Source organism: Mesorhizobium sp. WSM4809 (genome assembly GCF_055811655.1).
The window spans coordinates 224,858-249,640 of record NZ_JBVVQW010000007.1 but is presented as its reverse complement, the minus strand read 5'-3'; the positions used below and the strand labels follow the sequence as shown (position 1 = coordinate 249,640).

The following is a 24,783-nucleotide window of genomic DNA, read 5'->3' as shown; positions in this document are numbered from 1 at the left end:
GTCATGTTTCATAGTCAACCGGGCACGACCCGTCGAAATGCCGGAATCTGGAAATGCGGGCGGCCGCACTGGAGAAAAGCCATGAGCATGGCTGGAATTGATGCCCAGACTGCCTTCCATATCGACGCGGTGCGCTTTGCCGTCGGCGAGCGGACGCTGCTCGGTCCGGTCTCGCTCGAATTGGAGCGCTCGCGCGTCTATGGGCTGATCGGCCACAATGGTTCGGGCAAGTCGACGCTTATCAAGCTCATGGCGCGCCAGCAGCCGGCGAGTTCAGGCGCCATCACTTTCGCCAGACGTCCGTTGCCGCAATGGGGCGCCCGCGAATTTGCCCGCGCGCTTGCCTATCTGCCGCAGACGACGCCTGCGGCGACCGGCCTGACCGTGCGCGAACTGGCGACGCTCGGGCGCTATCCCTGGCATGGCGCGCTTGGCCGTTTCCGCGCCGAGGACAGGCAGCATGTCGAGGAGGCGCTGGCCCTGACCGATATGGAGGGTTTTGCCGACCGGCTGGTGGACGAATTGTCGGGCGGCGAGCGCCAACGCGCCTGGCTCGCCATGCTGGTGGCGCAGAACGCCGGCGTCATGCTGCTCGACGAGCCGATTTCGGCACTCGACATCGCCCATCAGGTCGAGGTGCTCGGGCTGGTCAAGGAGCTCAGCCGCAAACGCGACCTATGTGTCGTCGTCGTGCTGCACGATCCCAACATGGCGGCGCGCTACTGCGACGAACTGATCGCGCTCAAGGACGGCAAGCTGCTGACGCGCGGCACGCCAGGCGAAATCATGCGCAGCGATGTGCTGAAAGGCATTTTCGGTGTGGAGATGGGCGTGTTCGCGCACCCCGTCACCGGCCAGCCTGTCGGCTATGTGCAGTGACAATATCTGATGCGGCGGCGGGAAATAGAAGGCGGCAGGCCGCTGTGAGAACAAGGAAGAAGCTGTTGTCGAGAACTGGTTTGTTGGCGGCGTTGGTCGCATCCGTCATCCTGTCGGCCGGCAGCGCGATGGCCCAGGAGCAACCCGCCGGTGCCGCGCCGGCGGTCGAATCCCCCACCCCGGCTGCTCCCGCGGCCCCAGCGCCGATTGCACCCGCACCCGCCGCACCGGCGGGCGCTCCGCCGGCCACGATGGCGCCTTCGCAGCCAGGCACCCAGCCGAACACGGCCGCGCCGTCCGAGGCCGGACCTTCGACGGCGATGGAGTTGACCTTGCCGCATGATCTGTCGCCATGGGGCATGTTCATGGCGGCCGACATTGTCGTCAAGGCGGTGATGATCGGGCTGGCCTTTGCCTCCCTCGTCACCTGGACGATATGGTTGGCCAAGTCGCTGGAGCTTTTCGGCGGCAAGCTGCGCATTCGTCGCGCCGTGCGGGCGATCGGCGAGGCCGCCACGCTGAAGCAGGCCAGCCGTACCCTTGACCGCAGCGGCGGTCCCGGCGCGCTGCTGGTGCGGGCGGCCGAGGAGGAGACCGCACTCTCGGCCGGCGCGCTCGATCATGTCTCGGGCGACGGCCTCAAGGAACGGGTCACGTCGCGCCTGTCGCGCATCGAGGCGGCGGCGGCGCGGCGCATGTCGCGCGGCACCGGCGTGCTGGCGACGATCGGCTCGACCGCGCCCTTCGTCGGCCTGTTCGGCACTGTCTGGGGCATCATGAACGCCTTCATCGGCATCTCGCAGGCGCAGACCACCAATCTCGCTGTGGTCGCGCCGGGCATCGCCGAAGCGCTGCTGGCCACCGCGATGGGCCTGGTCGCGGCCATACCGGCCGTCGTCATCTACAACGTCTTTGCCCGCTCGATAGCCGGCTATCGGCAGATCCTCGCCGATGCTGCCGCCGGGGTCGAACGGCTGGTCAGCCGCGACCTCGACTTCCGCACCGTCGCGCCGGCAACGCCACTGGCGGCGGAGTAGCGCCATGGGAAGCAGAATCCGACAGACCATTGATGACGATCTCGAGGAAAGCCACGAGATCAACGTCACCCCGTTCATCGATGTCATCCTGGTGCTGTTGATCATCTTCATGGTCGCGGCACCGCTGGCCACGGTGGATGTCAATGTCGACCTGCCTGGTTCGACCGCAACGCCCGCGCCGAGGCCCGAGACACCGCTGTTCCTGACGCTGAAGGACGATCTGACGCTGGCGATCGGCAATGACAGCGTGCCGCGCCCGGCTTTCGCCACGACGCTGGACGCCAAGACCAAGGGCGACAAGCAGACACGCATCTTCCTGCGCGCCGACAAGGCGGTCGCCTATGGCGACCTGATGGAGGCGATGAATCTATTGCGCGGTGCCGGCTATCTGAAGATCGCGCTGGTCGGCCTGGAGACGGCTCCCGCGTCCAATGCCCCGGCGCCCGCAGCCACTGGTGCGGCGGCGCCATGACGCAAGCGGTCGCCGTGCCCTCGGTCCAGCTGTCGCGCTTCGGTTGGCGCGACCTTGGCTTGTGGGCCGGTGCTGCCGCGCTGGTCCTTGGAGCCCATGTCGCGGTCGCCTATGCAGTGCAGAACCTCACAATGGTCACCGAAGCGGATGGCGGTCCACCCCCCGCGCAGATGATCGAGATGGCACCGATGGTGGTGATGCCGGCCGTGGAAGAGCAGGTCGCCGCGCTGGACGCGGTGACGCCAGATCAGACCGAACCGACACCGACGACCGAGCCGACACCTGAAGAACCGGTCGAAAAGGCGGAGCCGGTTGTCGAGCCGCCGGAAGCGGTCGCGCCAGACGAGGCCGAACCCACCCCGACCGAACCTACCCAGGCCGAAACGGCCGAACAGGTCGATCAGCCGCCGCCGGATGAGGTCATCCCGGATGTGGTCGAGGCTGTCACGCCAGACGTCGTCATTCCCTTGCCGCAGCCGAAACCGGTCGAAATTGTCAAAGACAAGAAACCGGTCGAGGCCAAGGCGAAGAAGCCTGTCGAGAAGCCCAAGCCGCGGCTTAAGAAGGAGAAGGCGGCTCCGCCGAAGACGGCAACCTTCGCCAGCGCCGACGCACGGCCCGCGGCCAAGACCGCCGCGCCGAAGGCGGCGGAATCGACGTCTCGCTCCGGCGACTCCAGCAAATGGGACTCCCGTCTGGGCGCCTGGATCAAGCGGCACACACGCTATCCCAGCTCTGCCAAGGCCCGACGCGTGGAGGGCAGGCCATATGTCGCATTCACGGTCGACTCGTCCGGCCGGGTCCTGTCTGCCAGGCTCTCTCGTTCCTCGGGGGATGCGGATCTGGACCGTGCGGCGCTCGCCGTGCTGCAAGGCGCCACGGTGCCGAAACCGCCACCGGAACTCGGCTCGCGTCTGAGCCGTACAGCGCCGTTCGTGTTCAGCCTGCGCAACTAGAGCAGTTCACCGTTTCACGGAAACGGCTAACTGCTCTAATTCTTTGGTTTGACGCAATTCCAAGGGAAAACGCTCTGCGTTTTCCCGGGAAAACCGTTTCACACTTTTCCTGGAATTGCTCTAGGACCGAATTTGTTCGGGCCGGCCTGTCAATAGGCCAGTGACAGACTCAGGGCCTCGACCTGTTCGAGATAGAAACGGCATTTCGTGCGCAAGGGCCCGAGGCCCGGGTCATCGGCGCCGTTGATCTCGATGGTCTGCATCATGAAGTCGAAATGGGCGTGGAAAGCGTCCACTGTACCCCAGAGACTGTCGGCCTGGCAGCTGTCGGCAATCGCCGTCGAGACGAGTTGGCGGGCCTCGACCCGCGCCGCGTCAGGCGATGGCGGCCGCCTGGCGACCAAGACGTCGAGCCGGCTGAAAACGCTTTCCCTGGCATCGACGCTTCTGATGTTGGCTATCATGTTCATGTGCAGGTCCCCTGGGCATTCCAGACGCGCAATAGGTTCCGGTCTGAAATTGAAAAACTGGTGATCAGAGCATTTTCAGCGGCCGCGTCGCGTTTTGGCGGGCGACATGCATCAAGCTTGAGCGACCGGATGCCGGTCCTGCGGGCAGGATGCAATCAGGGCCGGGATTGCGGTTGCATCGGAGGGGTGGCCCCTGATGATGTTGGCGACCTCGGCATCGGCCTGCTCGAACCAGTAGACCATGTCGGCGCGGCGCAGGTCCGTCGCGGCCTTCTTCAGCAACGGCAGCAGGCTTTGCAACGCGCACAGCGTCTCCCAGCGGTTTGGCCGGGAGGTCGAGCCGGCCACCGCGCATGCGGCTGACGATTGCATGTCGCTACGCTCTCCGTGGCTGGGCGGCCCGAGTGTCCTTTGCCTGCGCCTTGGGGTGCAGCGGGTTGCCGCTGAGCTGCGCATGCCTGGCCGGCCGTGCGCCGCGAAGAACGTCGAAGGCCTCTGCATAGGCCATGCCCAGCAGATAGGAGATCATCGGAAAACGGCTTGCTTCGGCCATCTGCACGAGCTCATTGGTCATCGACGAAATATATTGAAGGCTATCGATTTCCGACTGGCGTAAGGATTGATTTGGCACGTGCTGCTCCTGTCTCCGGTTATACCCTGGGGAACGCGTTACTGGCTGTGATGCACATAGTTGGTCGACTAATTGATGGACTGGCCCGCCGTGGACGGATCTCTTTCCGGCGTCGAGAGGGTCAAGGCATAGATCGGTGCGTCGGTGAAACTGTCGAGACCAAGCAGCCGCTTGATGGCGGAATGGCTGAGCGCGGCTGTCGGACATGCCGACAGGCCATGATTGGTCGCTGCCAGCATGATGTTCTGGCCGATATGGCCGGCCTCGATCAGCACGACACGATAGGCGTTGGCGTCCTCATATTTCCACATCGTGCGATCGAGCTTGGCGCAAAGCAGGACAAGGCACGGCATGGCGTCGGCCCACTCCTGTCCGCCGACCAGTTCGGAGATTTTCGGCAGATGGTTTGCGGAAATCCTGCCAAGGTCGTGATCCGCGGCGGAATAGTGATAGACACCGGGTTCGAGGCCATCGACGCCGAGCGCGACCACATAGGCCTCATAGGGATTTCGCGCGCCGCCTGAAGGGGTCATGCCGAGCGGCAGGGTGCCAACGCAATTGGCGGTCTCGCCGATGATGCCGAGCCCTGCGAACAGGCAATCGGAAAGCTGTTTGGCCGTGATGGTGGGCTGAGCCGCCGTGCGGTTGGTGCGGCGCCGCGCCATCAAGCTGAGAAGTTCATTGTCTTCCAGTGCATTCGGCAGCTGGATGGCGCCTGCGGAATTCTTGAGCATGAGGTTCGGCTGCGGCGTATGGCCGGCGCGTTCTATCTGCCGCTCTTCCGCTTGCTCGATGGTCATGTATTCGCTGTCCTGGACGCAGAAATGCATCAGCGCCGTCGGAAGCCCCCAACTCCATTGTCCTGAAAACTGTTCCTCCTGCTCGGCGAGAGGCGATCCGGCTGTGACCAGCGCGGAGAAATCGAGCAACTGGGGAACGACAGCCTTCAACTCGGACTTCGACCATCCATGGGCGCGGGCAATGTCCGCCGTCGATGCCCATTTGTCCCACGATGCGAGAAGGCCGACCATCTCGGGGCTGCATTCAAACACGCTTCTGGTCAGGAAGTTGCATGCCGTGACCTTGTTCGGTCCGGGGTAGAAAACAAGCGTTTTCGAAGAGCGCATTTTCATGAAGCTGGTTGCCATCTGCGGAGCCGAGGCGCCGACAAGCAAGACGCTCGTCGGCGCAGAACGGCTTCAGCGTTTGTTGTAGTGCATGCCCTGCGAAAAGAAGACGGTCTGCGTGCCGGCGGCAATCGTCAGCTTCGGAGCATTGGTCACTTTCTTGGCCATTTTCATCCCTTTCCTGACCCCATTTGGGATCCGTTGAAAGACCCCCGGAACGGGATCCGCGTGAAGAAAGGTAAGGTCGGAAGAGTTAATGGTTTGTTAAAATTATAGTAAAACAACGAGCCTAAGACGAACCCGTGGATTATCTTTCCTGGCATTAAAGTGTAAAATATCGATTTTATTCACATACAGAGTAGACAATCGTTGGCATACGCTTAATCGGCATACGCTTATTCTTATTTGGCGTAAGACACGGCGATCCGAGGGGTTAGCCCAACCCGTCCCGGGTGAGGCTGACAACCAGTTGATCGACGCCCGGATCGTCGAGATTGATGACATGCGCCATGCTGATGGCATCCCTTGGGTGGATGTTGGCAATGTCGCGCCGCATGATGACGGACACGAATGCCGGGCCGGCCTCCGTCAGAAGCATGGCCTTGCCCATCAGCACCGGTTCGGAGATGGGAGCCCATTGCACGGAGATCAGCGACGGCTCCCCGGTCTGGCGGCGATTGATGCCGCTGAAATAGATCCAGTTCAGCCGCGAGATCGCCACGCCATAGTGATTGCCGCGCGCTCGTGCCCAGGTCGATCCCCGGCGCTCCGACCATCCGGTGACCCTTCGGAAGGTGACCAGTTCGGCTTCGCGCCGCACGAAGGTCACCGAGCGTATCAGGAGGTCGAGGCGGCCCGGGATCGAGAAATAGGTGAAATAGGTGCCGCCCGCGATCGAAGGACTGGGAGGGCGGATCATCTGGTTGAACAGGCTCTCGGAAACCGGCGGCAGGCCACGCATCGCCAGCTCGGGTGCGCCGGGATCCTGGTACAGTTCGGCTTCGTCGATCCGAAAGTAATCGCATATCAGCTTGGCGGTAGCTTTGTTGGGAACGGTCTGCCCTTGCAGATAGCGTTCGAACTGCGTGCGATTGATGCGCAGCTCACGGCATACCGCACTTACGGAGGCATGGTCCTTGCACAGCCGTCTAAGGTTTGCAGCGAGATTGTCGCGAATTGACACGTCTTTGCTTCCGCAGGCGGATTTTTCATTTCGACTCGAAATCGATATAGCGTCTCCGGTCGCCCCCGCCGAAACGCCCTGGTCACAACGCACAGAAAAAACTGATTTGGTAACGTCAATTTAGTGGGGTGGTTTCCAAAAAAAACGGAAACAATCAGCGAGCTCTTCCGCCATAAGTCCAATTGACAAAAGTTTTGCCGGATATTGCGAAATAGGCGATGTAGCGCGGCCTTTTAAGGCGCGCCGGCACAGCAAATGCCAACCGCGGGGGCAAGCCGGGACGAGCGTCGCGGACTGCATCTGGCGCGGAGATGGGCATCTGGCGCGGAGCGTGGAGAATTATTCCGCTGGTGGAGCTGAGGAGGATCGAACTCCTGACCTCGTCATTGCGAACGACGCGCTCTCCCAGCTGAGCTACAGCCCCGTCCAGCGGATGGGCGCATTTATCGGGCGCCGCGGTTTCCTGTCAAGGCGGAGGTTTGCCGAAATCCAGTGCCGTCAAGCGTCGATCTGGCGCCGGCGGAAAGCGGCCCTTGCCGGTTTTGTGTATTCGCGCCTTCGTTGGGGTGTCGGCGACATGCCCTACAGTCCGACCGGGCCGGTATTGGCGCCCCACAGAAAGGCGGCCCTTGCCGGTTTCGCGTGCAATGGCTACATGTCGGCAACAATTGGAGACCGGCATGCTCGCCCTCATTCAAACAATCGTCATGGCGCTTGACCTCTACTGGTGGATCATCATCGCCTCGGCGATCTTTTCCTGGCTCTACGCCTTCAACGTCGTCAATTCGAAGAACCAGTTCGTCGGTTCCATCGGCAACATGCTCTACCGGCTGACCGAGCCGGCGTTGCGGCCTATCCGCCGCTTCATGCCGGACCTTGGCGGCATCGACATCTCGCCGATCATCCTGCTTCTGATCCTGTTCTTCCTGCGGCAGTTTCTGCTCACCACGGTGGCGCCTCTGATCCTGTGAGCAGGATGACCTTATGAGCACGCCGTTTCGCCTGCGCGAAAACGGCGCCGAGCTGTTTGTCCGGCTGACGCCAAAGGCTGCGCTGGACAGGCTCGAAGGCTTCGAGGCCACGGCGGACGGGCGAAGCCATCTGAAAGCGCGCGTCCGCGCCGTGCCGGAAAACGGCGCCGCCAATCATGCGCTCGAAAAGCTGCTGGCCAAGGCTCTGGGCGTGCCCGGGTCCGCTGTCTCGGTTGTCGCCGGCGGCACCGCGCGGCTGAAGACCGTGCGCATTGAAGGCGATCCGGCGAAATTGGCGAAAAGCATCGAGGCGCTCGGCCATCAATCCTGATGTCCTTGGCCGCAGGGGTTCAATCGCCCAATGGCAAACGCGGATCGTCGACTTTCAACGTGTTCACGCTCTGCTTGATGCGGCGCAGATTCTCCAAAACCCTCGGTCCGCGCGTCTCGGCGACCGAGGTGACGATCATGTCGACGATCGACAGCAGCGCATAGCGCGACGATGTCGGCTTATAGATATTGCCGTCCTCGAGCGACTGGAAATGGATGACCGTGTCGGCGACCTTGGCGAGTGCGGAGTCCGGCGGGGTGATGGCGATCGTGGTGGCGCCATATTGCTGGGCGACCTGCACCGCATCGATGACCGATCTGGCATAGCCGGAGACGGAGAAGGCGATCAGCGTGGTGTCGGGGGTGGCAACGGCGGCGTACATGCGTTGCAACTGTCCGTCGATCTGCGCCAGCACCGACACGCCAAGCCTGAACAGCCGGTTCTGCATTTCGGTCGCCATCATGGACGAAATGCCACCGGAGCCGATGCACAGCACATTACCGGAAACAGCGATGCGTGCGGCGACGGCGACCAGCGTCGTCATGTCGAGGTTCTCGCTGGCGCGCTGGATGGCCGATATCGCCGCTTCGGTGATGGCGGAAGCGATGCGCTGTTCGCGGGCATCGCGGCTCAACGGCTCCGGCGACAGATACTGGCCGCCGATGGCGATGGCTTGCGCCAGATAGAATTTGAAGTCGCGCAGGCCCTCGCAGCCGAGGTTGCGGCAGAACCGCGTCACCGTCGGCTCGCTGACACCGACGCGCAAGGCAATTTCCGAAATCGCCGCTTTGGAAACGAAATCGAGGTCTGCCAGCACGAAGCCGGCCAGCTTGCGATCCGACTTGGTCCCGTCCTGCGACATCAGCTGCAGGCGCGTGATGATGTCGGCCGGCGTCTTCATGCTGCTATTCTCATAGAGGCAGGCCCGTTGCCTTGTCGAACAGATGGATGTTGCCGGGGTCGACCGAGACCGGCAGCAGGTCTCCCGGCCTGACCGGCACCCTGTCGCGGAACACGGCGCGTACCGTATCAGCACCGATAGCGCCATAGACATGTGTTTCGGAGCCGGTGGGCTCGACGACATCCACTCTGATCGCCATCGCGTCGACAGCCTCGCCGACGATAAAATGCTCGGGCCGGATGCCAGCCTCCACCGCGCTGTCCGCCGGCACCTGTTTGCCGGCAAGCGCAAGCCGCCCGCCACCGGCCGATTCGAACCAGGTTTTCTCAAGCGTCGTCTTGAGCGAACCGGACACAAAGCTCATCGACGGCGAGCCGAGGAAGGAGGCGACGAACTTGTTGGCAGGCCTGTCATAGAGTTCCAGCGGCGCCCCGACCTGCTGGATTCTGCCGCGGTCCATCACGACGATGCGGTCGGCCATCGTCATGGCCTCGATCTGGTCGTGGGTGACGTAGACGATCGTCGATTTCAGCCGCTGGTGCAGCGCCTTGATCTCGACGCGCATCTGCACGCGCAATTGCGCGTCGAGGTTGGACAGCGGCTCGTCGAACAGGAACACCGACGGCTCGCGCACGATGGCGCGGCCCATGGCGACGCGCTGGCGCTGGCCGCCCGACAGCTGGCGGGGATAGCGGTCGAGATAGGAGAAGAGATTGAGGACGCCGGACGCTTTCTTGACCTTCTCATCGATCACCGTGCGCGTCTCGCCGCGGATCTTCGGGCCAAAGCCGATATTGTCGGCAGCCTTCAGATGCGGAAACAGCGCGTAGGACTGGAACACCATGGCGATGTTGCGCTGCTGCGGCGGCAGCGCATTGGCGCGCACGCCGCCGATCAACAGGTCGCCGGAGGTGATCGTCTCCAGGCCGGCCAGCATGCGCAGCAAGGTCGACTTGCCGCAGCCGGACGGGCCGACGAGGACGACGAACTCGCCGCTCTTGATATCGAGGCTGATGTTCTCGAGGATCTTGTGCTGGCCGAAGGATTTCGACAGATCGCGAAACTCGACATCGGTCATTGTCACGCTCCCAGGATGTCGTCGATGAAGGGCAGGCAGCCGGCGGTCAGTCCCGCGTCCACGGGCATCACCACGCCTGTTATTCCCGATGCGCGATCGGACGCAAGGAAGGCGACGGCTTCCGCCACTTCCGCGGCGTTGACGATGCGGCCGAGCGGATAGAGCCGCTGCAATTTGCCGAGGATTTCGGGATCCTTGGCAAGGCGGTGGTCCCAGGCGGCGGTGCGGATCGATCCGGGGCAGACGACATTGGCGCGCAGGCCGCTGCGGCCGAGCTCGACGGCGATCGCCTTGGCATAGGCGTTGATGCCGGCCTTGGCGGCGGCATAGGCCGGATTGCCGAAATGCGCGATGGCGTTGACCGAGGAGATGAAGACGACGCTGCCCGAGCCGCGGCCAGCCATCGCCTTGACCAGCGGGTCGGCGAAATTCATCACGCCAGTCAGGTTGAGATCGAGTTCCTGCTCTATTCTGTCGGGATCGAGCGCCGAAATCGTCTCGGCACGCGTCCAGCCGGCATTGTTGATGAGAATGTCGGGCACACCATCCCGGTCGAGGATCGCGCCGATCGCCGTCGCTATTGATGCCTTGTCGAGAAGATCGAAGACATGGCGGGAGGCAAGGTGCGGACTGTTCAGCGCCTCGCTTGACTGATCGCAACCGACGACCCTGGCGCCTCTTTGCGCCATCAGCGCCACGATGGCCGTGCCGAGACCGCCGCCGGCCCCCGTCACCACGACGGTCTTGCCCTCGAACTCGGCCCTGCTTTCGAACTCGGCCCTGCCTTCGAACTCGGCCCTGCCCTCGAACTCGGATTGCGAAACCACCGTGCGTCATCCTCCGGGAGTTCTGACAAATCGCATAAGGCCTAGGCCTGTAAATGTAATTAAGCAACACAATTATCCGCTTGCACGCCTTCAAATCATCGATAATGTAGGAAAGTCACATAAATCTTCTGCTCCGGCACGGAGAGGCGCGCAGGCGCAACACCAATGGGAGAGATCAAATGAGCCTTGCAAAATGGACTGTCGGCCTGATGGCCGGAATGAGCATGCTGGCAATTGCGGCGCAGGCGGATGCGGGCGAGGTGCGGGTCACCGTGGCCGAGTACAGCGCCAAGACTGCTCCCTATTTCGCCGACGTCAAGAAGGAATTCGAGGCGGCGAACCCCGGCATCACCGTCAAGTTCGAAGTGGTGCCGTGGGATGTGCTGCTGCAGAAGCTGACCACCGACATCACCGCCGGCACCAATGCCGATCTGTCGATCATCGGCACGCGCTGGCTGATCGACTTCGTCCAGCAGGATGTCGCCGAGCCGCTCGACGGCTACATCAAGCCCGACTTCAAGGACCGCTTCATCGACACCTTCCTGTCGCCCTCGATCATGGACGGCAAGACCTACGGCCTGCCGATCGCGGCCTCGGCGCGCGCCATGTACTACAACAAGGAGCTGTTCGAGAAAGCCGGCATCGCCAAGCCACCGGCAACCTGGACCGAGCTGCAGGAAGATGCGCGCAAGATCAAGGCCCTGGGGTCGGGCACGTTCGGCTTCGGCCTGCAGGGCAAGGAGATCGAGACCGACGTCTATTACTATTATGCGATGTGGTCGCAGGGCACCGAGATCCTCAACAAGGACGGCACTTCGGGCCTGAGCACGCCAGGTGCGCTTGAGGCCGCCAAGCTCTACAAGTCGATGATCGACGAAGGCCTGACCGAACCCGGCGTCACCTCCAACAACCGCGAAGACGTGCAGAACCTGTTCAAGCAGGGCAAGGTCGGCATGATGATCACCGCACCCTTCCTGTCCAACCAGATCAAGGACGAGGCGCCGAACCTGAAATACGGCGTGGCAGCCATCCCCGCCGGCCCGACCGGCGCGCGCGGCACCTATGGCGTGACCGATTCCATCATCATGTTCAAGAACTCCAAGAACAAGGACGAAGCCTGGAAGCTGCTCGATTTCCTGTTCACCACGGAGCAGCGCGCCAAGTTCACGCAAGGCGAAGGCTTCCTGCCGGTGAACAAGGAAGAGGCCAAGATGGACTACTACGTCAACAATGCCGATCTGGCGGCGTTCACCGCGCTGCTGCCCGACGCCCGCTTCGCGCCGGTCATCCCGGGCTGGGAAGAAGTCGCCCAGATCACGTCGGACGCCATGCAGAAGATCTATCTCGGCGGCGACCCTGAGGCGGGCTTGAAGGACGCGGCCGCCAAGGCCAACACCGTGCTGAAGAAATAGAGGCCGTGCTGAAGAAATAGGGCGTATCTCCCTGCGCCCGTGGCGCGCCCCAGACTCAGGCGGGGCGCGCCACACCTAGGTTCCCGGCCCGGTGCGGCGGATCCGAAATTCGCATAAGCAGAACCTTCTGATCCAGCACGCCGAGGTTGCAGGCCAGCAGATGCAAAATCGTTTCTTGCCCTATCTCCTGACCTTGCCCAGCGTGTTTCTGGCGGCGGTGGTCATCTTCTGGCCGGTCTGGGACCTGATCCAGATCTCGACGCATGAGGTCAGCCGCTTCGGCCAGCTTCGCGACTTCAACGACTTCGCCAATTTCGCGGCACTCGCTGCCGATCCCGATTTCACGGCCGCGCTCTGGCGCACCGGCCAATGGACGGTGATGGTGGTCGGCGGTGCGCTTCTCTTGTCGATCCCGGTGGCGATGATCCTCAACACCGATTTCTATGGCCGCGGCATCGCCCGCGTCATCATCATGCTGCCCTGGGCGGTATCGCTGACCATGACCGCGGTGGTCTGGCGCTGGGCGCTGAGCGGCGAAAGCGGCATGCTCAATTCGGCGCTGATCGGCCTCGGGCTCATCGATCACAACATCCAATGGCTGGCGAGCGCCGAGACCGCTTTCCCGATGCAGGTGCTGATCGGTATCCTGGTGACGGTGCCGTTCACGACGACGATCTTTCTCGGCGGGCTGTCGTCGATTCCGGACGATCTCTACGAGGCGGCGGCGCTCGAAGGGGCGACGCCGCTGCAGCAGTTCCGCGAAATCACCTTTCCGCTCCTGAAACCGTTCATCAACATCGCCATCGTGCTCAACACCATCTACGTCTTCAATTCCTTCCCGATCATCTGGGTGATGACGCAGGGCGGCCCGGCCAACTCGACCGATATCCTGGTCACCCATCTCTACAAGCTGGCCTTCCGCGTCGGCAAGCTGGGCGAAGCATCGGCGGTGTCGCTGGTGATGTTCGCCATATTGCTGGTCTTCACCATGATCTATGTGCGGCTGGCGATGCGGGAGCAACGCACATGACGAGCAAGCTGAAACGCTCCATCATCGCCTGGCTGCTGCTGGCGCCGCTGATCGTGGTGACGCTCTTTCCCTTCGCGGTGATGTTCCTGACCGCGGTCAAGCCGAGGCAGGAAGTGCTGTCGCCGACCTGGTGGCCGAGCGAATTCCGCTGGTCGAATTTTTCCGATATGTGGGTGGCGACCGGCTTCGGCCAGGCGTTGCTCAATTCGCTCTACGTGTCTGTGATCGCCACGGTCGGCGCCATCCTGATCTCGGTTCCGGCGGCCTATGCGATGTCGCGCTTCCGCTTTGCCGGCTACGGCGCCTTGCGCCAGTTCCTGCTGATTTCGCAGATGATCTCGCCGATCGTGCTGGTGCTTGGCCTGTTCCGGCTGATGGCGGCCTGGGGCCTGGTCGAGAGCACGACGGCGCTCGGCTTCATCTACATGGCCTTCAACGTCGCCTTCACGGTGTGGATGCTGCAGAGCTATTTCGACACCATTCCGCGCGATCTCGAGGAAGCCGCCTGGATGGAGGGCGCCGGCCGCTGGCTGACCTTGCGCAAGGTGTTCCTGCCGCTCTGCCTGCCGGCGATCGCGGTGACCGCGATCTTCACCTTCATCAATGCCTGGAACGAATTCGTCGTGGCGCTCACCATGCTGCGCAGCCAGGAAAGCTATACGCTGCCGATCCAGGTGTTTTCGCTGGTCGCCGGCCGCTACACCATCGAATGGCACCACGTCATGGCCGCGACGCTGCTGGCGACCTTGCCGGTGGCCATCCTGTTCATCTGGCTGCAGCGCTACCTCGTTCGCGGGCTGGCGCTCGGGGCGGTCAAATAACGCCTATTCACGGACGGAGCTTTCATGCGCATTTTCACCGCCTCGCTGGCGACGGAAACCAACACCTTCTCGCCGGTGCCGACCGATAGGGCCTCGTTCGAGATGGCCTTCTATGCCGGGCCCGGCAAACATCCGGACACGCCGACGCTGTGCTCCTCGCCGATGGTGGCGCTGCGCCGGCGGGCAGCGGCCGAAGGCCTCGATGTCATCGAGGGCACCGCCACCTGGGCGGAGCCGGGCGGCCTGGTGCAACGGCAGACCTATGAGGCGCTGCGCGACGAGATCCTTGGCCAACTCAAGGCAGCGCTGCCGGTCGATGCCGTCATCCTCGGCCTGCATGGCGCCATGGTGGCGCAAGGCTATGACGATTGCGAAGGCGACCTGCTCGAACGGGTTCGCGCAATTGTCGGGCCGGAGGTGGTGATCGCCGTGGAACTCGATCCGCACAGCCATCTGACACCGAAGCGCGTGGCGGCCTCCGACATCCTCGCCTACTTCCTCGAATTTCCGCACACCGATTTCTATGAGCGCGGCGAACACGTCGTCGAGCTTGGCCTTGCGGCGGCGAGGGGCGAGATCAAGCCGGTCATCTCGAGTTTCGACTGCCGCATGATCCAGGTGCTGCCGACCAGCCGCGAACCGATGCGCTCTTTCGTCGACCGCATCAAGGCGCTGCACGGCAAGGATGGTGTGCTGTCGGTCTCGGTCATCCATGGCTTCATGGCGGCCGACGTGGCCGAGATGGGCACGCGCATCCTGGTCGTCACCGACGATGACAAGGCCAAGGGTGACGCGCTGGCGGAAAGGCTCGGGCGGGAACTCTACGCGCTGCGCGAAAAGACGGCGATGACGATGCTGAGCGCCGCCGACGGCATCGACCGGGCGCTGGCCGTGCGCGCCGAGAATCCGGGCAAGCCGGTGGTCATCGCCGATATCTGGGACAATCCCGGCGGCGGTGTGCCCGGCGACGGCACCTTCGTGCTGCGCCAGATGCTGGCGCGTGGCCTGGACAGGTTCGCCGTGGCGACGATCTGGGATCCGATCGCGGTCACCTTCTGCCTGGCGGCGGGCGAAGGCGCGGTCATCGATCTGCGCTTCGGCGGCAAGGCCGGTCCACAGGCCGGCGAGCCGATCGACGCGCGCGTGCGCGTGCTGAAAGCGGTTGCGGAGGGCTGGCAGAGTTTCGGGCCAAGCCGGGTGACGCTGGGGCCGACGGCGCTGGTCCGCCTCGAAGGCACCGAGGTCGACATCATTCTCAACACCAACCGCACACAGACCTTCGAGCCGGATATCTTTTCCAACATCGGCGTCGATCCGATGACCAAGGACATGCTGCTGATCAAGTCGACCAACCATTTCTACGCCGGCTTCGAGCCGATCGCCGCCGAGATCATCTATGTCTCGGCGCCGAGTTCGTATCCCAGCAATCCGGCGGTGACGAATTATACCAAGCTGACGCGGCCGGTGTGGCCAAGGGTGACGGATCCTTGGAAGGATGCTGGCAATCTCCCCCCTTGAGGGGGAGATGTCGCTGAAGCCGACAGAGGGGGTCGCCTGACGTAATGCGCCAACCTTCTTCTGCCGCAGCAGGCCGAGCCCGGTCGAACCGACCCCCTCTGGCCGCTTCGCGGCCATCTCCCCCTCGAGGGGGGGAGATTATCCGGTGCTACACCAATCCCCGCTTCACCATCATCGCTTCGGGCGACGGCATCTTGCCGCGAAATGCGGTGTAGAGTTCTTCCGGATCCTTCGAACCGCCGGCGGCGTAGATGTTCTTGCGCAGCCGTTCGGCGAGCGCCGGGTTGAAGGGGTCGCCGGTCTCCTCGAAGGCGGCGAATGCGTCGGCATCGAGCACTTCCGACCACATGTAGGAATAATAGCCGGCCGAATAGCCTTCGCCGGAAAAGACATGGCCGAAATGCGGGGTGCGGTGGCGCATGGCTATGGTGTCCGGCATGTGCAGCTCTGCAAGCGTTTCGGTTTCGAAACGAAGTGGTGCTTCAGGCGCATCCGGCCGTGCGTGATAAGCCATGTCCATCAGCGCGGATGCGGTGAACTCTACTGTTGCAAAGCCAGCGCCAAAAGTCCGCGCGGCCAGCATCTTGTCGAGCAGCGCCTTGGGCATCGGCTTGCCGGTCTTGACGTGCAGCGCGTGTCTTTCCAGCACCGCCGGCACGGTCAGCCAGTGCTCGTAGAGCTGCGAGGGCAATTCGACGAAATCGCGGCTGACCGAGGTGCCGGCTACCGACGGCCAGGTGACGTCGGTCAGCATGCCGTGCAGCGCGTGGCCGAACTCGTGGAACAGCGTCTTCGCCTCGTCGACCGACAGCAGCGCGGGCTCGCCGGCCGGCGGCTTGGCGAAGTTCATGATGTTGTAGATCACCGGGCTCGCACCGTGGCCGAGCCTGTAGCCGGACTGCAGCGCGCTCATCCAGGCGCCGGAGCGCTTCGAGGGCCGGGCGAAATAATCGGCGAGGAACAGGCCGCGCTCGCTGCCGTCGGCATTTTTCACCACGAAGACGCGGGCGTCGGGGTGCCAGGCAGCGATGCCCTTCTTCTCCTCGAAGGTGATGCCGAACAGCCGTGTCGCCACATCGAAGCAAGCGTCGATGATGCGGTCGAGCTGCAAATAGGGCTTCAGTTCCGCCTCGTCGAAGGCGAATTTTTCCGCGCGCAGTTTCTCCTGGTAGAAACGCCAGTCCCAGGCAGCAAATTTTTCGTTGCTGCCGGCCTCCGTCGCCAGCCGTTGCAATTCGATCTGGTCGCTTGCTGCCTTCTCCAGCGCCTTTTCCCACACCGGATCGAGCAGCGCGTGCACGGCCTTCGGCGTCTTGGCCATGGTGTCATCGAGCTTCAGCGCGGCGAAGGAGGCGTAGCCGAGCAGCTTTGCCTTCTCGGCGCGCAGGCGCAGCATGTCGCGCACCACGTTCGTGTTGTCGGTGGCGCCGCCATTCTGGCCGCGCATGGTGAAAGCGCGGAAGGCGATCTCGCGCAGATCGCGGCGCTCGGAGAAGGTCGAGAACGGCTCGTAGATCGAGCGCGACAGGGTGACGGCGTAGCGGCCCTTCTGGCCGCGTATCTCGGCGGCTTCGGCCATCGAGCTTTTCACGAAGTCCGGCAGGCCGGCAAGGTCGGCCTCATCGAGGAACAGTGCCCAGTCGCTCTCGTCGGCCAGCACATTCTGGCCGAAGCTGGTACCGAGCGAGGACAATTCCTCGCTGATCTTGGCCAGCCGCTTCTTGCCGTCGGCATCGAGTTTGGCGCCGGAGCGGACAAAACCCTTCCAGGTCTTTTCCAGGACCCGCAGGGTCTCTGCGTCGAGCTTCAGGCTCTCGCGGCGCTGGTAGAGATCGTCGATGCGGGCAAACAGCCGCTCATTCATCGAAATCGCCGAGAAATGCCTGGACATTTTCGGCGAGATGTCGCGCTCCAGCGCTTGGATCGTCTCGTTGGTGTAGGCGCCGGCGCGGCACCAGAAGATCGACGAGACGCGATCGAGCGCTTCGCCGCCGAGTTCCAGCGCGGCAAGCGTGTTCTCGATGGTCGGCGCATCCTTGTTGCCGGCGATCGCCTCGATCTCGGCCTCGTGCGCCTTCAGCGCCGCGTCGAAGACCGGGGAAAAGTCGCCATCGCCAATGCGCGTGAAATCGGGCAGGCCGAGCGGCCCTTGCCACGCGGTCAGCGGATGGGCGGCGAGGTCGACGGCTTTCGTGGAAGGCATGGACAGTCTTTCGATCGTTGACGGGGAGAGGTTTGGTCGTCCCCGATGTAGGGCGAGGCCTCGCAAGGCGCAACGGCTCGGCCCTCAGGATGGCGTCAGAAGCCGTCGCACGTCTCGGCGATTGCCGCTTGCGAACTGGCGGTGATGCGGTCGTCGGTCACCGCGAAAGTCTCATGCATGAGCTTGTCATTGTTGGGAAAGTCGTAGCAGGCGACCACGGTGGTGACCCCGCCTTCGCTCTTTTCGATCCGATGCCGGATCGCTGCGCCCGCAACCGCACCTTTCCATTCGTCCATCGAGGCGATGAATTCCTGCTTGCTTTGCACGATGCCAAGGTCGTCCAGCTTGATGCGGACATCATCGGCGAGCAGGTCGGACAGTTCGGTGCGGTCGGCGACCAGCAGCGCCGAATACCAGCGGCTGATGAGGGCACGATCATCGGCGCGGGCGGCAATAATCGCTATCAGCAGCGCGGCCGCCGTCAAAGCGGCCGACCTGATGTTTACCACCTTGCGCGCCGCTGTGTTCATCCCAGCTCCGGCCGTTCGAAATCGCCGGTTTCCTTGTTCATCGTCCAGAGTTCGCCGGTCGAGATATCGAACCAGGCCCCATGCAGCGACAGTCGCCCCTTGCCCTCGAGAATCGAGACGCAGGGAAAGGTTCTGAGGTTGGCGATGGAATAGCGGATCGAGATGCGCTCCAGCGCGGTCTGGCGCTCCGACGCGGTCATGAAGGTGCTGGAGGAGACGGTTTCGGCCGCCGGCGCGATCAGGCTCATCCACTTGCCGATGAAGTCGCCCGGCGAAAGCGGCGCGGAATTGGTGTCGAGCGCTGCACGGATGCCGCCACAGCGGCCATGGCCCATGACGACGATGTTCTTGACCTTGAGGCTCTGCACGGCGAATTCAAGCGCCGCCGAGGTCGAATGGAACTCGCCATCGGGAGCATAGGGCGGCACCAGATTGCCGACATTGCGCAGCACGAAGAGTTCGCCGGGCCCGGCGTCGAAGATCGCCTCGGGCGCCGAACGCGAATCGCAGCAGGCGACGATCATCGTCTCCGGCGCCTGGCCTTCCCGAGCGAGATCGCGATAGCGCCCGCTCTCTGTGAGATAGCGGCCATTCATGAAATTGCGGTAGCCGGCGAGAAGATGTTCAGGGAGATGGGACATGGGCGGCGTCTGGAGCCTTTCCGGGTTGGATGCGGCAGCTCGTTGCGGTCTAGAGAGGCTCTAGCGGCAAAAGCCGGTCGCGAGCAATGCAGAATTATGAGGGCTGGCTAGAAATGCCATGCATCGAGCGCAACCTTGGCCAACAGCGTTACGCCCAGATGGCGACAGGAATGCCAAAGCTGTCGCGGCCCGGCGGGTCGGGCAGCGGCCGTGCCTCACCGCTGGCGATGCGACCGGCGATCAGCATCATCGCGGCCGCGTCGAGGAAATCGTCGGCGGCGGCGCCGCGCGGTGGCGGCTGGTCGAGAAAGGCCGTGTCATACCCATGCCGGCAAAGCAGAGCCTTGCGTTCCGCCATGCCGGCCGGATTGATGCTGCCCTTGACTTTCTTCGGCAGTTGCATGGCCTGATCGCCGTTCAGGCGGCAGAAAGCGACTTCCGGATGCGATTCGAACACACGGCCGCGCAGACCGGGTCGCGCGATCAGCAGGGCGTCGATCTCGCGGATCTTGGCAAAAATGCCGAAGGCCTGGATCGAGACGCCGCGCGGCGGGTCGGATGTGGTCAGGGCCACCTCGCTTGCCCTGATGTGCGCGGCATACCAGGCTTCGATGGTGGTGAAATCATTGGTCTCCGCATAGAGCGCGGCGCGGGAGGGGATCGAGAAGACGCTGGATTGGCGTGCCCCGAGCAGTGGCCGCACCAGCGCTTCGGGGCCGCGCCCGCCCTTGCCCGACAAGTCGGGCAGGCCGATCGGCATGTCGACAGCGATGACAGCGTTTTCGGGAAGGGATGCGAGCAGGGCGGTGAAGGTTGCGAAGACACCGACCGACGGTGCCATGCCAGAAGCGCGCCGGACGGCGATCCAGCCGGCCTTGCAGCCGTCGACGCCGACAAGCACGGTCTCAGTCGACGTCACGCCCGGCGGCCCCGCCCCGGATGCGTGAGGTGGCGAAGCTGGACCATCGCCATCGGATGCGACAGGCTCTGCGCATCGGTTTCGAGCTGCAGTTCGTCGCCGCCGCGCTTGGCGGTGCGCGCCAGGATCTCGTAGACCGCCGCCGTCGTCGATTGCAGCGCCTTGACCGGCGGCTGGCCGGACAGGATACGTGCCAGATAGACGGCCGCCGTCAGATCGCCCAGGCCATTCGGCGGCTTGTCGATCAGGCGATGTTCGGCGAGCAGCGCCTGGCTGCTATCGAGCAGCAGATTGCCGGTGCCGCCCGTCATCATCGACGGCGCAGAGGTGACCAGCATGGTCGATGGTCCGGCGTGGAGCGCTGCCGCGATCGCCGATTTCAGGTCGGGCAACACGGCGCCGGCCATCCATTCCAGTTCGTAGCGGTTGGGGGTGGCTATGTCGGCGATCGGCATCAGCCGGTCGCGCATGGCGATGGCTGTCGGCTCGGGCACGTAGAGGCCGCCCGAATCACCCATCACCGGATCGCAGATATAGACGGCGCCGGGTGTCCTTGCCTTCACCGCGGCGACCAGCGAGGCGACGGCCTCGGCCTGGCCGGCCTCGCCGAGATAGCCGGACAACACGGCGCCGACTTCACCCAGCCATGGCGCCCGCTCGAGATCGGCCATCAGCGCCTTGAACTGGTCGAGCGGCGGTACGATCCGCGTTGCCCGTCCATGCCCGGGATGCCAGGGCAGGATGACGGTCGGCACCGCCCAGACCGGGAACCCCAGGGTCTCCAGCGCAAACACGGCGGCACGGTTGCCGACCGAGCCGCGCGCGACATGGCTGGAAATGACGATGACCGCACGCGGCGCGTCGGTTTGTTCGGCGCTCATTGTCGTTTGATTCCTAACTGCCCCGGATGACGTAAAGCACGAGCCAGACCATCAGGCCCAGCGCCAGCAGCAGGCCCAGCGTGCGGCCAAAGCGGGTGCCCCAGACTTCGATCGGATCGGCGCGATCGGCATCGGCCGCGGTGACGTGATCGCGCATGCCTTTCGCGGCCCGCCCCGCAAACGAGTCGCCCGCCGGATTTGTCTCGTGCGCGATGCGCTCGAGGATACGGCGCGATTCCTTCTCGCTGTCCTGGCGCTCCGCCATGATGATGTCCCGTTTTGCGGACCTTATCGCGTTCGTACGGCCAATCACAGACCCTTGCAGCGGCATTGGGCATGGCAGGCGAGGGGCTGCCGGCCCGGGCGGTTTTCTTGCGCGCTGATTGTGGTAATGCTTCGCGTGCAACTTCTACCGAGGGACCCCATCATGTTTGCCCAGCGCCTTGCCTCGCCGTCCATTTTCCGCACGCTGCCCGCCTTCCTGATGATGGCGATCGTGCTGCCGCTGCTTGCCGGCTGCGGCTACAACACCATCCCCACAGCGGAAGAAAACGCCAGGGCGGCATGGAGCGAGGTGCTGAACCAGTATCAGCGCCGCGCCGACCTCATCCCCAACCTGGTCGAGACGGTGAAGGGTTATGCCTCGCACGAAAAGGATACGCTCGACGCGGTGGTCGAGGCACGCGCCAAGGCAACGCAGATCACGGTAACACCGGAAACGCTGAAGGATCCCGAAGCCCTCAAGAAGTTTCAGGATGCCCAGGCGGGGCTGACCAGCGCGCTGTCGCGGCTGATCGCGGTCTCGGAGGCCTATCCCGACCTCAAGGCCAATCAGAATTTCCTGGCGCTGCAAGCCCAGCTCGAAGGCACCGAGAACCGCATCGCGGTGTCGCGGCGCGACTACATCCAGGCGGTCAGGGACTACAATCTGACGCTGAGGACCTTCCCCTCGGTGCTGTGGGCGACCTTCTGGTTCCGCGGCAATGAGCCCTTCGCCAATTTCACTGTCGCCGAAGACAAGATGCAGCCGCCGAAGGTCGATTTCGGCACGAAGCAGGGCGGGTGAACGTCGACTGTCATCGGAATAAATCCCGCGAAATGACGGGCTGCTGGCGTGCAAACACCCCCCTCTGTCCTACCGGAACCGGCCCTTCGCTGCCGCTTCGGGCGTTCGTCGTTCGGAAAGCCAAGCAATTGGCTTCCCGTCCGCTACGCGGATCAGTCCTCACCCCCCTCAAGGGGGGAGATTGGCAGCTTCGGCGCTGACGCCGATCTTGCGACGTTGAAAATTGGAGAAAGCGGAGATGGCGGCCAATCTCCCCACTTGAGGGGGAGATGCCCGGCAGGGCAGAGGGGGGCGCCCCGGAATGCAAGCCTAGGGTTCCTTTTCGCTCTTCTAAGCCTCCTCTTCCTCCCCTTCACCGCCCTCGCCGCCGATCTCCCCGCGCTCACCGGCCGTGTCGTCGACAATGCCGGCATCATCGATGCCGCGACCAAGGCGGCGCTGACACGGAAGCTTGCCGATTTCGAGACAAAAGGCTCCGACCAGATCGTCGTGGCGACGATCCCGAGCCTCGAGGGCGAGGAGATCGAGCCTTACGCCAACCGCCTGTTCCGATTCTGGAAACTTGGGCAGGCGAAGGAAAACAACGGCGTGCTGCTGCTGGTTGCGCCGAACGACCGCAAGATGCGCATCGAGGTCGGTTATGGGCTGGAAGGTACGCTGACCGACCTGCACACCAAGCTGATCATTGAAAACGACATGGTGCCGGCGTTCCGCGCCGGCGATTTCTCCGGCGGCATTAGCAAAGCCGTCGACGACATGGTCATGGTGCTGGAAGGCAATCCGGAGGAGCTGGAGGCGCGCGGCGAGCGCAACCAGCAGGCGCCCTTCGAGTCCGACGACCTGTTCTTCACCGTGTTCATCGGCATATGGATAACCATTATGGTCGGCAGTCTTGCTGTCTCCATCTTGCCGCCGATCTTCGGCCAGAAGCTTGGTCCCGGCCGTTACCGCTGGCTCGGCATGACCTTCGAGCCAAGCCGGCGATCCTCCCGTAGTGGCTGGTCGTCGGGAAGTTCCAGCGGCGGCTGGTCTTCGGGGTCAAGCAGCGGTGGAGGCTTTTCCGGCGGCGGCGGTTCGTCCGGCGGCGGCGGCTCGTCGGGAAGCTGGTGATGGCATGACGATACCCAGCATCAGCCTGTCGGAACGCGACCGCCTCGCCTCGGCTGTCCTGATTGCCGCGGTCGTGCTGTTCTCCTGCGTCATGGCCTACGCGGCCGACCTGCCGGCGCTGACCGGCCGTGTCGTCGACAATGCCGGCATCATCGATGCCGGGACGAAGGCGGAGCTGACGCGGAAGCTTGCCGGTTTCGAGACAAAAGGTTCCGACCAGATCGTCGTCGCGACGATCCCCAGCCTCGATGGCGAGGAGATCGAGCCCTACGCCAACCGCCTGTTCCGCTTCTGGAAACTTGGCCAGGCGGGCGAGAACAATGGCGTGCTCCTGCTGGTTGCCCCGAACGACCGCAAGATGCGCATCGAGGTCGGTTATGGGCTGGAAGGTACGTTGACCGACCTGCATACCAAGCTCATCATCGAAAACGACATGGTGCCGGCCTTCCGCGCCGGCGATTTCTCCGGCGGCATCAGCAAAGCCGTCGATGACATGGTCATGGTGCTGGAGGGCAATCCCGAAGAACTGGAAGCGCGAGGCAAGCGCAATCCCGCCGATGACGGCACGTCCATCGATCCGATCGTTGCCGTGTTCCTGATCCTGTGGGCGACGATGTTTTTCGGCGGGTTGGCGATGGCGTTCCTGCCGCCGATGTTCGGCACGAAGCTGTCGCCGGGCGTGTACAGATGGCTGGGCATGACGTTTCGTTACGGCCGTGGGCCGAGCGGGTACTCGGGCAGCCGTGGCTGGACAACGGGTTCGTCTTCGGGCGGCTGGTCGTCGGGGAGCTCCGGTGGTGGCTGGTCTTCGGGATCAAGCGGCGGTGGCGGGTTTTCCGGTGGCGGCGGCTCATCGGGTGGTGGCGGTTCTTCAGGAAGCTGGTGAGACATATCATGGCAACACGACCAATCAGCCCGCAGGATCATGAGCGCATCGCAACCACGATCCGCGCCGCCGAGGAGAAAACCGACGGCGAGATCTACTGCGTCGTGGCGCATGCCAGCGACGGCTATTTCTTCCCGGCCGCCTTCATGGCGACCGTGTACATGCTGATCGTCAGCCTGGCGGTCGGCTACGGTCTGGAGGCCTGGTGGCTGTCGATCCGGCTGCCGCATTTCGTCCTCGCCCAGCTCCTGGCGCTTGCCTGCGTGCTGGCCTTGTTGTGGGCGCTGCCCGGCCTGCGCATCCATCTGGTGCCGAGGCGGCTGCGCTACCAGGCGGCGCACGCCAACGCGATCAAGCAGTTCCTTGCCCGCAACGTCCACCGCACCACGGCGCGCACCGGCGTGCTGGTCTTCGTCTCGATCGCGGAACGCTATGCCGAAGTGGTTGCCGATTCGGGCATCGACGCCAAGGTCGGCCAGCATGTCTGGGACGGTGTCGTGCGCGATCTTACCGCGCATGCCGGCGACGACCGGCTTGCCGACGGCTTCGTCAAGGCGATCGAGCAGGTGGGTGCGGTGCTGGCCGAGCATTTCCCGGTCACAGTGGGCGACAGCAACGAACTTGACGACCATCTGGTCGAAATCTGAAAGCCCGCCTCCAAACGCTACTCAGCCGGACGCCTGACGCGGTTTTCTGCGCTTCCGGCCTTCGCCGGCCGAAGCACTCACTCATGAGCGGCCTTGGCAGGCAGGCTTCGGCCGGCGTTCACGTGTAAAGCTACGCTCCGCTCCGGTTCTCGAAAGCCCACGCCATCCGCCTCGGCTGAGCGCGTTTTCAAGCAGGCTTTGCCTGATGTCATCAGTGTCATGATCGCCTGTGAGAAAGCAGCCGGCGGGCCGCCGG

General features: G+C 63.6%; 28 protein-coding genes and 1 tRNA gene. 14 read left to right on the top strand and 15 right to left on the bottom strand.

Features of this window, described 5'->3' with window-relative positions:
- Window positions 1-87 precede the first annotated feature (87 nt).
- The 4 genes from AC0L24_RS20100 to AC0L24_RS20085 all read left to right on the top strand — a co-directional run bounded on the left by AC0L24_RS20100 (window position 88) and on the right by AC0L24_RS20085 (window position 3,344).
- Complete coding sequence (locus tag AC0L24_RS20100; RefSeq protein WP_164762277.1) at window positions 88-879, top strand: ATP-binding cassette domain-containing protein; 792 nt, start codon at window positions 88-90, stop codon at window positions 877-879.
- Window positions 880-944: 65 nt separating this feature from the next.
- Window positions 945-1,916: a tonB-system energizer ExbB gene (gene exbB / locus AC0L24_RS20095; protein ID WP_473564092.1), complete on the top strand. Its 972-nt coding sequence runs from the start codon at window positions 945-947 to the stop codon at window positions 1,914-1,916.
- A gap of 4 nt (window positions 1,917-1,920) precedes the next feature.
- Window positions 1,921-2,388, top strand: a complete 468-nt coding sequence (gene exbD / locus AC0L24_RS20090) for a TonB system transport protein ExbD (RefSeq protein WP_127808771.1) — start codon at window positions 1,921-1,923, stop codon at window positions 2,386-2,388.
- Window positions 2,385-3,344: a TonB family protein gene (locus tag AC0L24_RS20085; RefSeq protein WP_127808772.1), complete on the top strand. Its 960-nt coding sequence runs from the start codon at window positions 2,385-2,387 to the stop codon at window positions 3,342-3,344. The genes exbD and AC0L24_RS20085 overlap by 4 nt, the downstream gene beginning before the upstream one ends.
- Before the next feature lie 149 nt (window positions 3,345-3,493).
- On the opposite strand, the gene AC0L24_RS20080 is transcribed toward AC0L24_RS20085, so the two are convergent.
- The 6 genes from AC0L24_RS20080 to AC0L24_RS20055 form a co-directional block, all read right to left on the bottom strand.
- On the bottom strand, window positions 3,494-3,814 hold the full coding sequence (locus AC0L24_RS20080; protein WP_127808773.1) for a hypothetical protein: 321 nt from the start codon (window positions 3,812-3,814) through the stop codon (window positions 3,494-3,496).
- Between the two features lie 111 nt (window positions 3,815-3,925).
- Window positions 3,926-4,186, bottom strand: a complete 261-nt coding sequence (locus AC0L24_RS20075) for a hypothetical protein (protein ID WP_127329798.1) — start codon at window positions 4,184-4,186, stop codon at window positions 3,926-3,928.
- A 4-nt stretch (window positions 4,187-4,190) separates the two neighbouring features.
- A complete protein-coding gene (locus AC0L24_RS20070; protein WP_127268063.1) occupies window positions 4,191-4,445 on the bottom strand; it encodes a hypothetical protein in 255 nt (84 codons plus the stop codon).
- 68 nt (window positions 4,446-4,513) lie between these two features.
- A complete protein-coding gene (locus AC0L24_RS20065; RefSeq protein WP_127268064.1) occupies window positions 4,514-5,578 on the bottom strand; it encodes a SagB/ThcOx family dehydrogenase in 1,065 nt (354 codons plus the stop codon).
- Between the two features lie 427 nt (window positions 5,579-6,005).
- Window positions 6,006-6,755: a helix-turn-helix domain-containing protein gene (locus AC0L24_RS20060; protein ID WP_127808774.1), complete on the bottom strand. Its 750-nt coding sequence runs from the start codon at window positions 6,753-6,755 to the stop codon at window positions 6,006-6,008.
- A 348-nt stretch (window positions 6,756-7,103) separates the two neighbouring features.
- Window positions 7,104-7,179, bottom strand: a tRNA-Ala gene (locus tag AC0L24_RS20055).
- Between the two features lie 256 nt (window positions 7,180-7,435).
- Between AC0L24_RS20055 and AC0L24_RS20050 the strand changes: the two genes are divergently transcribed.
- A complete protein-coding gene (locus AC0L24_RS20050) occupies window positions 7,436-7,726 on the top strand; it encodes a YggT family protein (RefSeq protein ID WP_023811703.1) in 291 nt (96 codons plus the stop codon).
- A 13-nt stretch (window positions 7,727-7,739) separates the two neighbouring features.
- A complete protein-coding gene (locus tag AC0L24_RS20045) occupies window positions 7,740-8,057 on the top strand; it encodes a DUF167 family protein (RefSeq protein WP_127268066.1) in 318 nt (105 codons plus the stop codon).
- Between the two features lie 19 nt (window positions 8,058-8,076).
- Here the strand turns inward: AC0L24_RS20045 and AC0L24_RS20040 are convergent, their stop codons facing one another.
- From AC0L24_RS20040 to AC0L24_RS20030, 3 genes are read right to left on the bottom strand one after another with little or no spacing between them, the layout of a single operon-like run.
- Window positions 8,077-8,958, bottom strand: a complete 882-nt coding sequence (locus AC0L24_RS20040; RefSeq protein ID WP_127268067.1) for a MurR/RpiR family transcriptional regulator — start codon at window positions 8,956-8,958, stop codon at window positions 8,077-8,079.
- Window positions 8,959-8,968: 10 nt separating this feature from the next.
- Window positions 8,969-10,036, bottom strand: a complete 1,068-nt coding sequence (locus AC0L24_RS20035; protein WP_127268068.1) for an ABC transporter ATP-binding protein — start codon at window positions 10,034-10,036, stop codon at window positions 8,969-8,971.
- A 2-nt stretch (window positions 10,037-10,038) separates the two neighbouring features.
- Entirely contained in the window at window positions 10,039-10,773 is a 735-nt protein-coding gene (locus tag AC0L24_RS20030) for an SDR family oxidoreductase (protein ID WP_127811303.1), read from the bottom strand.
- A gap of 269 nt (window positions 10,774-11,042) precedes the next feature.
- Between AC0L24_RS20030 and AC0L24_RS20025 the strand changes: the two genes are divergently transcribed.
- The 4 genes from AC0L24_RS20025 (at window position 11,043) to AC0L24_RS20010 (ending at window position 15,644) form a co-directional block, all read left to right on the top strand.
- The gene (locus tag AC0L24_RS20025; RefSeq protein ID WP_127397148.1) at window positions 11,043-12,275 is read left to right on the top strand and encodes an ABC transporter substrate-binding protein; all 1,233 of its coding nucleotides are present in this window, start codon (window positions 11,043-11,045) and stop codon (window positions 12,273-12,275) included.
- A gap of 160 nt (window positions 12,276-12,435) precedes the next feature.
- The gene (locus tag AC0L24_RS20020) at window positions 12,436-13,305 is read left to right on the top strand and encodes a carbohydrate ABC transporter permease (protein ID WP_473564091.1); all 870 of its coding nucleotides are present in this window, start codon (window positions 12,436-12,438) and stop codon (window positions 13,303-13,305) included.
- The gene (locus AC0L24_RS20015; protein ID WP_013528984.1) at window positions 13,302-14,126 is read left to right on the top strand and encodes a carbohydrate ABC transporter permease; all 825 of its coding nucleotides are present in this window, start codon (window positions 13,302-13,304) and stop codon (window positions 14,124-14,126) included. The genes AC0L24_RS20020 and AC0L24_RS20015 overlap by 4 nt, the downstream gene beginning before the upstream one ends.
- Before the next feature lie 24 nt (window positions 14,127-14,150).
- Window positions 14,151-15,644 (top strand): M81 family metallopeptidase, encoded by a 1,494-nt coding sequence (locus AC0L24_RS20010; protein WP_473564090.1) that lies wholly within the window; start codon window positions 14,151-14,153, stop codon window positions 15,642-15,644.
- A 148-nt stretch (window positions 15,645-15,792) separates the two neighbouring features.
- On the opposite strand, the gene AC0L24_RS20005 is transcribed toward AC0L24_RS20010, so the two are convergent.
- The 6 genes from AC0L24_RS20005 to AC0L24_RS19980 all read right to left on the bottom strand — a co-directional run bounded on the left by AC0L24_RS20005 (window position 15,793) and on the right by AC0L24_RS19980 (window position 21,083).
- Complete coding sequence (locus AC0L24_RS20005; protein WP_473564089.1) at window positions 15,793-17,847, bottom strand: M3 family metallopeptidase; 2,055 nt, start codon at window positions 17,845-17,847, stop codon at window positions 15,793-15,795.
- 95 nt (window positions 17,848-17,942) lie between these two features.
- Window positions 17,943-18,377, bottom strand: coding sequence for a nuclear transport factor 2 family protein (locus AC0L24_RS20000; protein ID WP_127269640.1), 435 nt, complete (start codon window positions 18,375-18,377; stop codon window positions 17,943-17,945).
- Entirely contained in the window at window positions 18,374-19,018 is a 645-nt protein-coding gene (locus tag AC0L24_RS19995) for a carbonic anhydrase (RefSeq protein ID WP_023811712.1), read from the bottom strand. Before AC0L24_RS19995 ends, AC0L24_RS20000 begins: the two co-directional genes overlap by 4 nt.
- A 148-nt stretch (window positions 19,019-19,166) precedes the next feature.
- The gene (locus AC0L24_RS19990; protein WP_473564088.1) at window positions 19,167-19,937 is read right to left on the bottom strand and encodes a DUF429 domain-containing protein; all 771 of its coding nucleotides are present in this window, start codon (window positions 19,935-19,937) and stop codon (window positions 19,167-19,169) included.
- Complete coding sequence (pdxY, locus tag AC0L24_RS19985) at window positions 19,934-20,818, bottom strand: pyridoxal kinase PdxY (protein WP_473564087.1); 885 nt, start codon at window positions 20,816-20,818, stop codon at window positions 19,934-19,936. Before pdxY ends, AC0L24_RS19990 begins: the two co-directional genes overlap by 4 nt.
- A gap of 13 nt (window positions 20,819-20,831) precedes the next feature.
- Window positions 20,832-21,083, bottom strand: coding sequence for a hypothetical protein (locus tag AC0L24_RS19980; RefSeq protein ID WP_127269645.1), 252 nt, complete (start codon window positions 21,081-21,083; stop codon window positions 20,832-20,834).
- Between the two features lie 162 nt (window positions 21,084-21,245).
- Between AC0L24_RS19980 and AC0L24_RS19975 the strand changes: the two genes are divergently transcribed.
- The 4 genes from AC0L24_RS19975 to AC0L24_RS19960 all read left to right on the top strand — a co-directional run bounded on the left by AC0L24_RS19975 (window position 21,246) and on the right by AC0L24_RS19960 (window position 24,527).
- Window positions 21,246-21,884 (top strand): LemA family protein, encoded by a 639-nt coding sequence (locus AC0L24_RS19975; RefSeq protein ID WP_127269647.1) that lies wholly within the window; start codon window positions 21,246-21,248, stop codon window positions 21,882-21,884.
- Between the two features lie 258 nt (window positions 21,885-22,142).
- Entirely contained in the window at window positions 22,143-22,994 is an 852-nt protein-coding gene (locus AC0L24_RS19970) for a TPM domain-containing protein (RefSeq protein WP_128287904.1), read from the top strand.
- Window positions 22,995-22,998: 4 nt separating this feature from the next.
- On the top strand, window positions 22,999-23,880 hold the full coding sequence (locus tag AC0L24_RS19965; RefSeq protein ID WP_128287905.1) for a TPM domain-containing protein: 882 nt from the start codon (window positions 22,999-23,001) through the stop codon (window positions 23,878-23,880).
- Between the two features lie 8 nt (window positions 23,881-23,888).
- Window positions 23,889-24,527, top strand: a complete 639-nt coding sequence (locus AC0L24_RS19960; protein ID WP_128287906.1) for a TPM domain-containing protein — start codon at window positions 23,889-23,891, stop codon at window positions 24,525-24,527.
- Window positions 24,528-24,783 lie beyond the last annotated feature (256 nt).

Bases quoted from the DNA above. Each gene is read 5' to 3' on its own strand.
- AC0L24_RS20075 (WP_127329798.1), bottom strand. From the start codon at position 4,186: ATGCAATCGTCAGCCGCATGCGCGGTGGCCGGCTCGACCTCCCGGCCA.
- AC0L24_RS19995 (WP_023811712.1), bottom strand. From the start codon at position 19,018: ATGTCCCATCTCCCTGAACATCTTCTCGCCGGCTACCGCAATTTCATG.
- AC0L24_RS20100 (WP_164762277.1), top strand. From the start codon at position 88: ATGGCTGGAATTGATGCCCAGACTGCCTTCCATATCGACGCGGTGCGC.
- AC0L24_RS19980 (WP_127269645.1), bottom strand. From the start codon at position 21,083: ATGGCGGAGCGCCAGGACAGCGAGAAGGAATCGCGCCGTATCCTCGAG.
- AC0L24_RS20050 (WP_023811703.1), top strand. From the start codon at position 7,436: ATGCTCGCCCTCATTCAAACAATCGTCATGGCGCTTGACCTCTACTGG.
- AC0L24_RS20025 (WP_127397148.1), top strand. From the start codon at position 11,043: ATGAGCCTTGCAAAATGGACTGTCGGCCTGATGGCCGGAATGAGCATG.
- AC0L24_RS20015 (WP_013528984.1), top strand. From the start codon at position 13,302: ATGACGAGCAAGCTGAAACGCTCCATCATCGCCTGGCTGCTGCTGGCG.
- AC0L24_RS19960 (WP_128287906.1), top strand. From the start codon at position 23,889: ATGGCAACACGACCAATCAGCCCGCAGGATCATGAGCGCATCGCAACC.
- AC0L24_RS20020 (WP_473564091.1), top strand. From the start codon at position 12,436: ATGCAAAATCGTTTCTTGCCCTATCTCCTGACCTTGCCCAGCGTGTTT.
- pdxY (WP_473564087.1), bottom strand. From the start codon at position 20,818: ATGAGCGCCGAACAAACCGACGCGCCGCGTGCGGTCATCGTCATTTCC.
- exbD (WP_127808771.1), top strand. From the start codon at position 1,921: ATGGGAAGCAGAATCCGACAGACCATTGATGACGATCTCGAGGAAAGC.
- AC0L24_RS19965 (WP_128287905.1), top strand. From the start codon at position 22,999: ATGACGATACCCAGCATCAGCCTGTCGGAACGCGACCGCCTCGCCTCG.
- AC0L24_RS19975 (WP_127269647.1), top strand. From the start codon at position 21,246: ATGTTTGCCCAGCGCCTTGCCTCGCCGTCCATTTTCCGCACGCTGCCC.
- AC0L24_RS20065 (WP_127268064.1), bottom strand. From the start codon at position 5,578: ATGAAAATGCGCTCTTCGAAAACGCTTGTTTTCTACCCCGGACCGAAC.
- AC0L24_RS20045 (WP_127268066.1), top strand. From the start codon at position 7,740: ATGAGCACGCCGTTTCGCCTGCGCGAAAACGGCGCCGAGCTGTTTGTC.
- AC0L24_RS20080 (WP_127808773.1), bottom strand. From the start codon at position 3,814: ATGAACATGATAGCCAACATCAGAAGCGTCGATGCCAGGGAAAGCGTT.
- AC0L24_RS20005 (WP_473564089.1), bottom strand. From the start codon at position 17,847: ATGCCTTCCACGAAAGCCGTCGACCTCGCCGCCCATCCGCTGACCGCG.
- AC0L24_RS20085 (WP_127808772.1), top strand. From the start codon at position 2,385: ATGACGCAAGCGGTCGCCGTGCCCTCGGTCCAGCTGTCGCGCTTCGGT.
- AC0L24_RS20010 (WP_473564090.1), top strand. From the start codon at position 14,151: ATGCGCATTTTCACCGCCTCGCTGGCGACGGAAACCAACACCTTCTCG.
- AC0L24_RS20000 (WP_127269640.1), bottom strand. From the start codon at position 18,377: ATGAACACAGCGGCGCGCAAGGTGGTAAACATCAGGTCGGCCGCTTTG.
- AC0L24_RS20035 (WP_127268068.1), bottom strand. From the start codon at position 10,036: ATGACCGATGTCGAGTTTCGCGATCTGTCGAAATCCTTCGGCCAGCAC.
- AC0L24_RS20040 (WP_127268067.1), bottom strand. From the start codon at position 8,958: ATGAAGACGCCGGCCGACATCATCACGCGCCTGCAGCTGATGTCGCAG.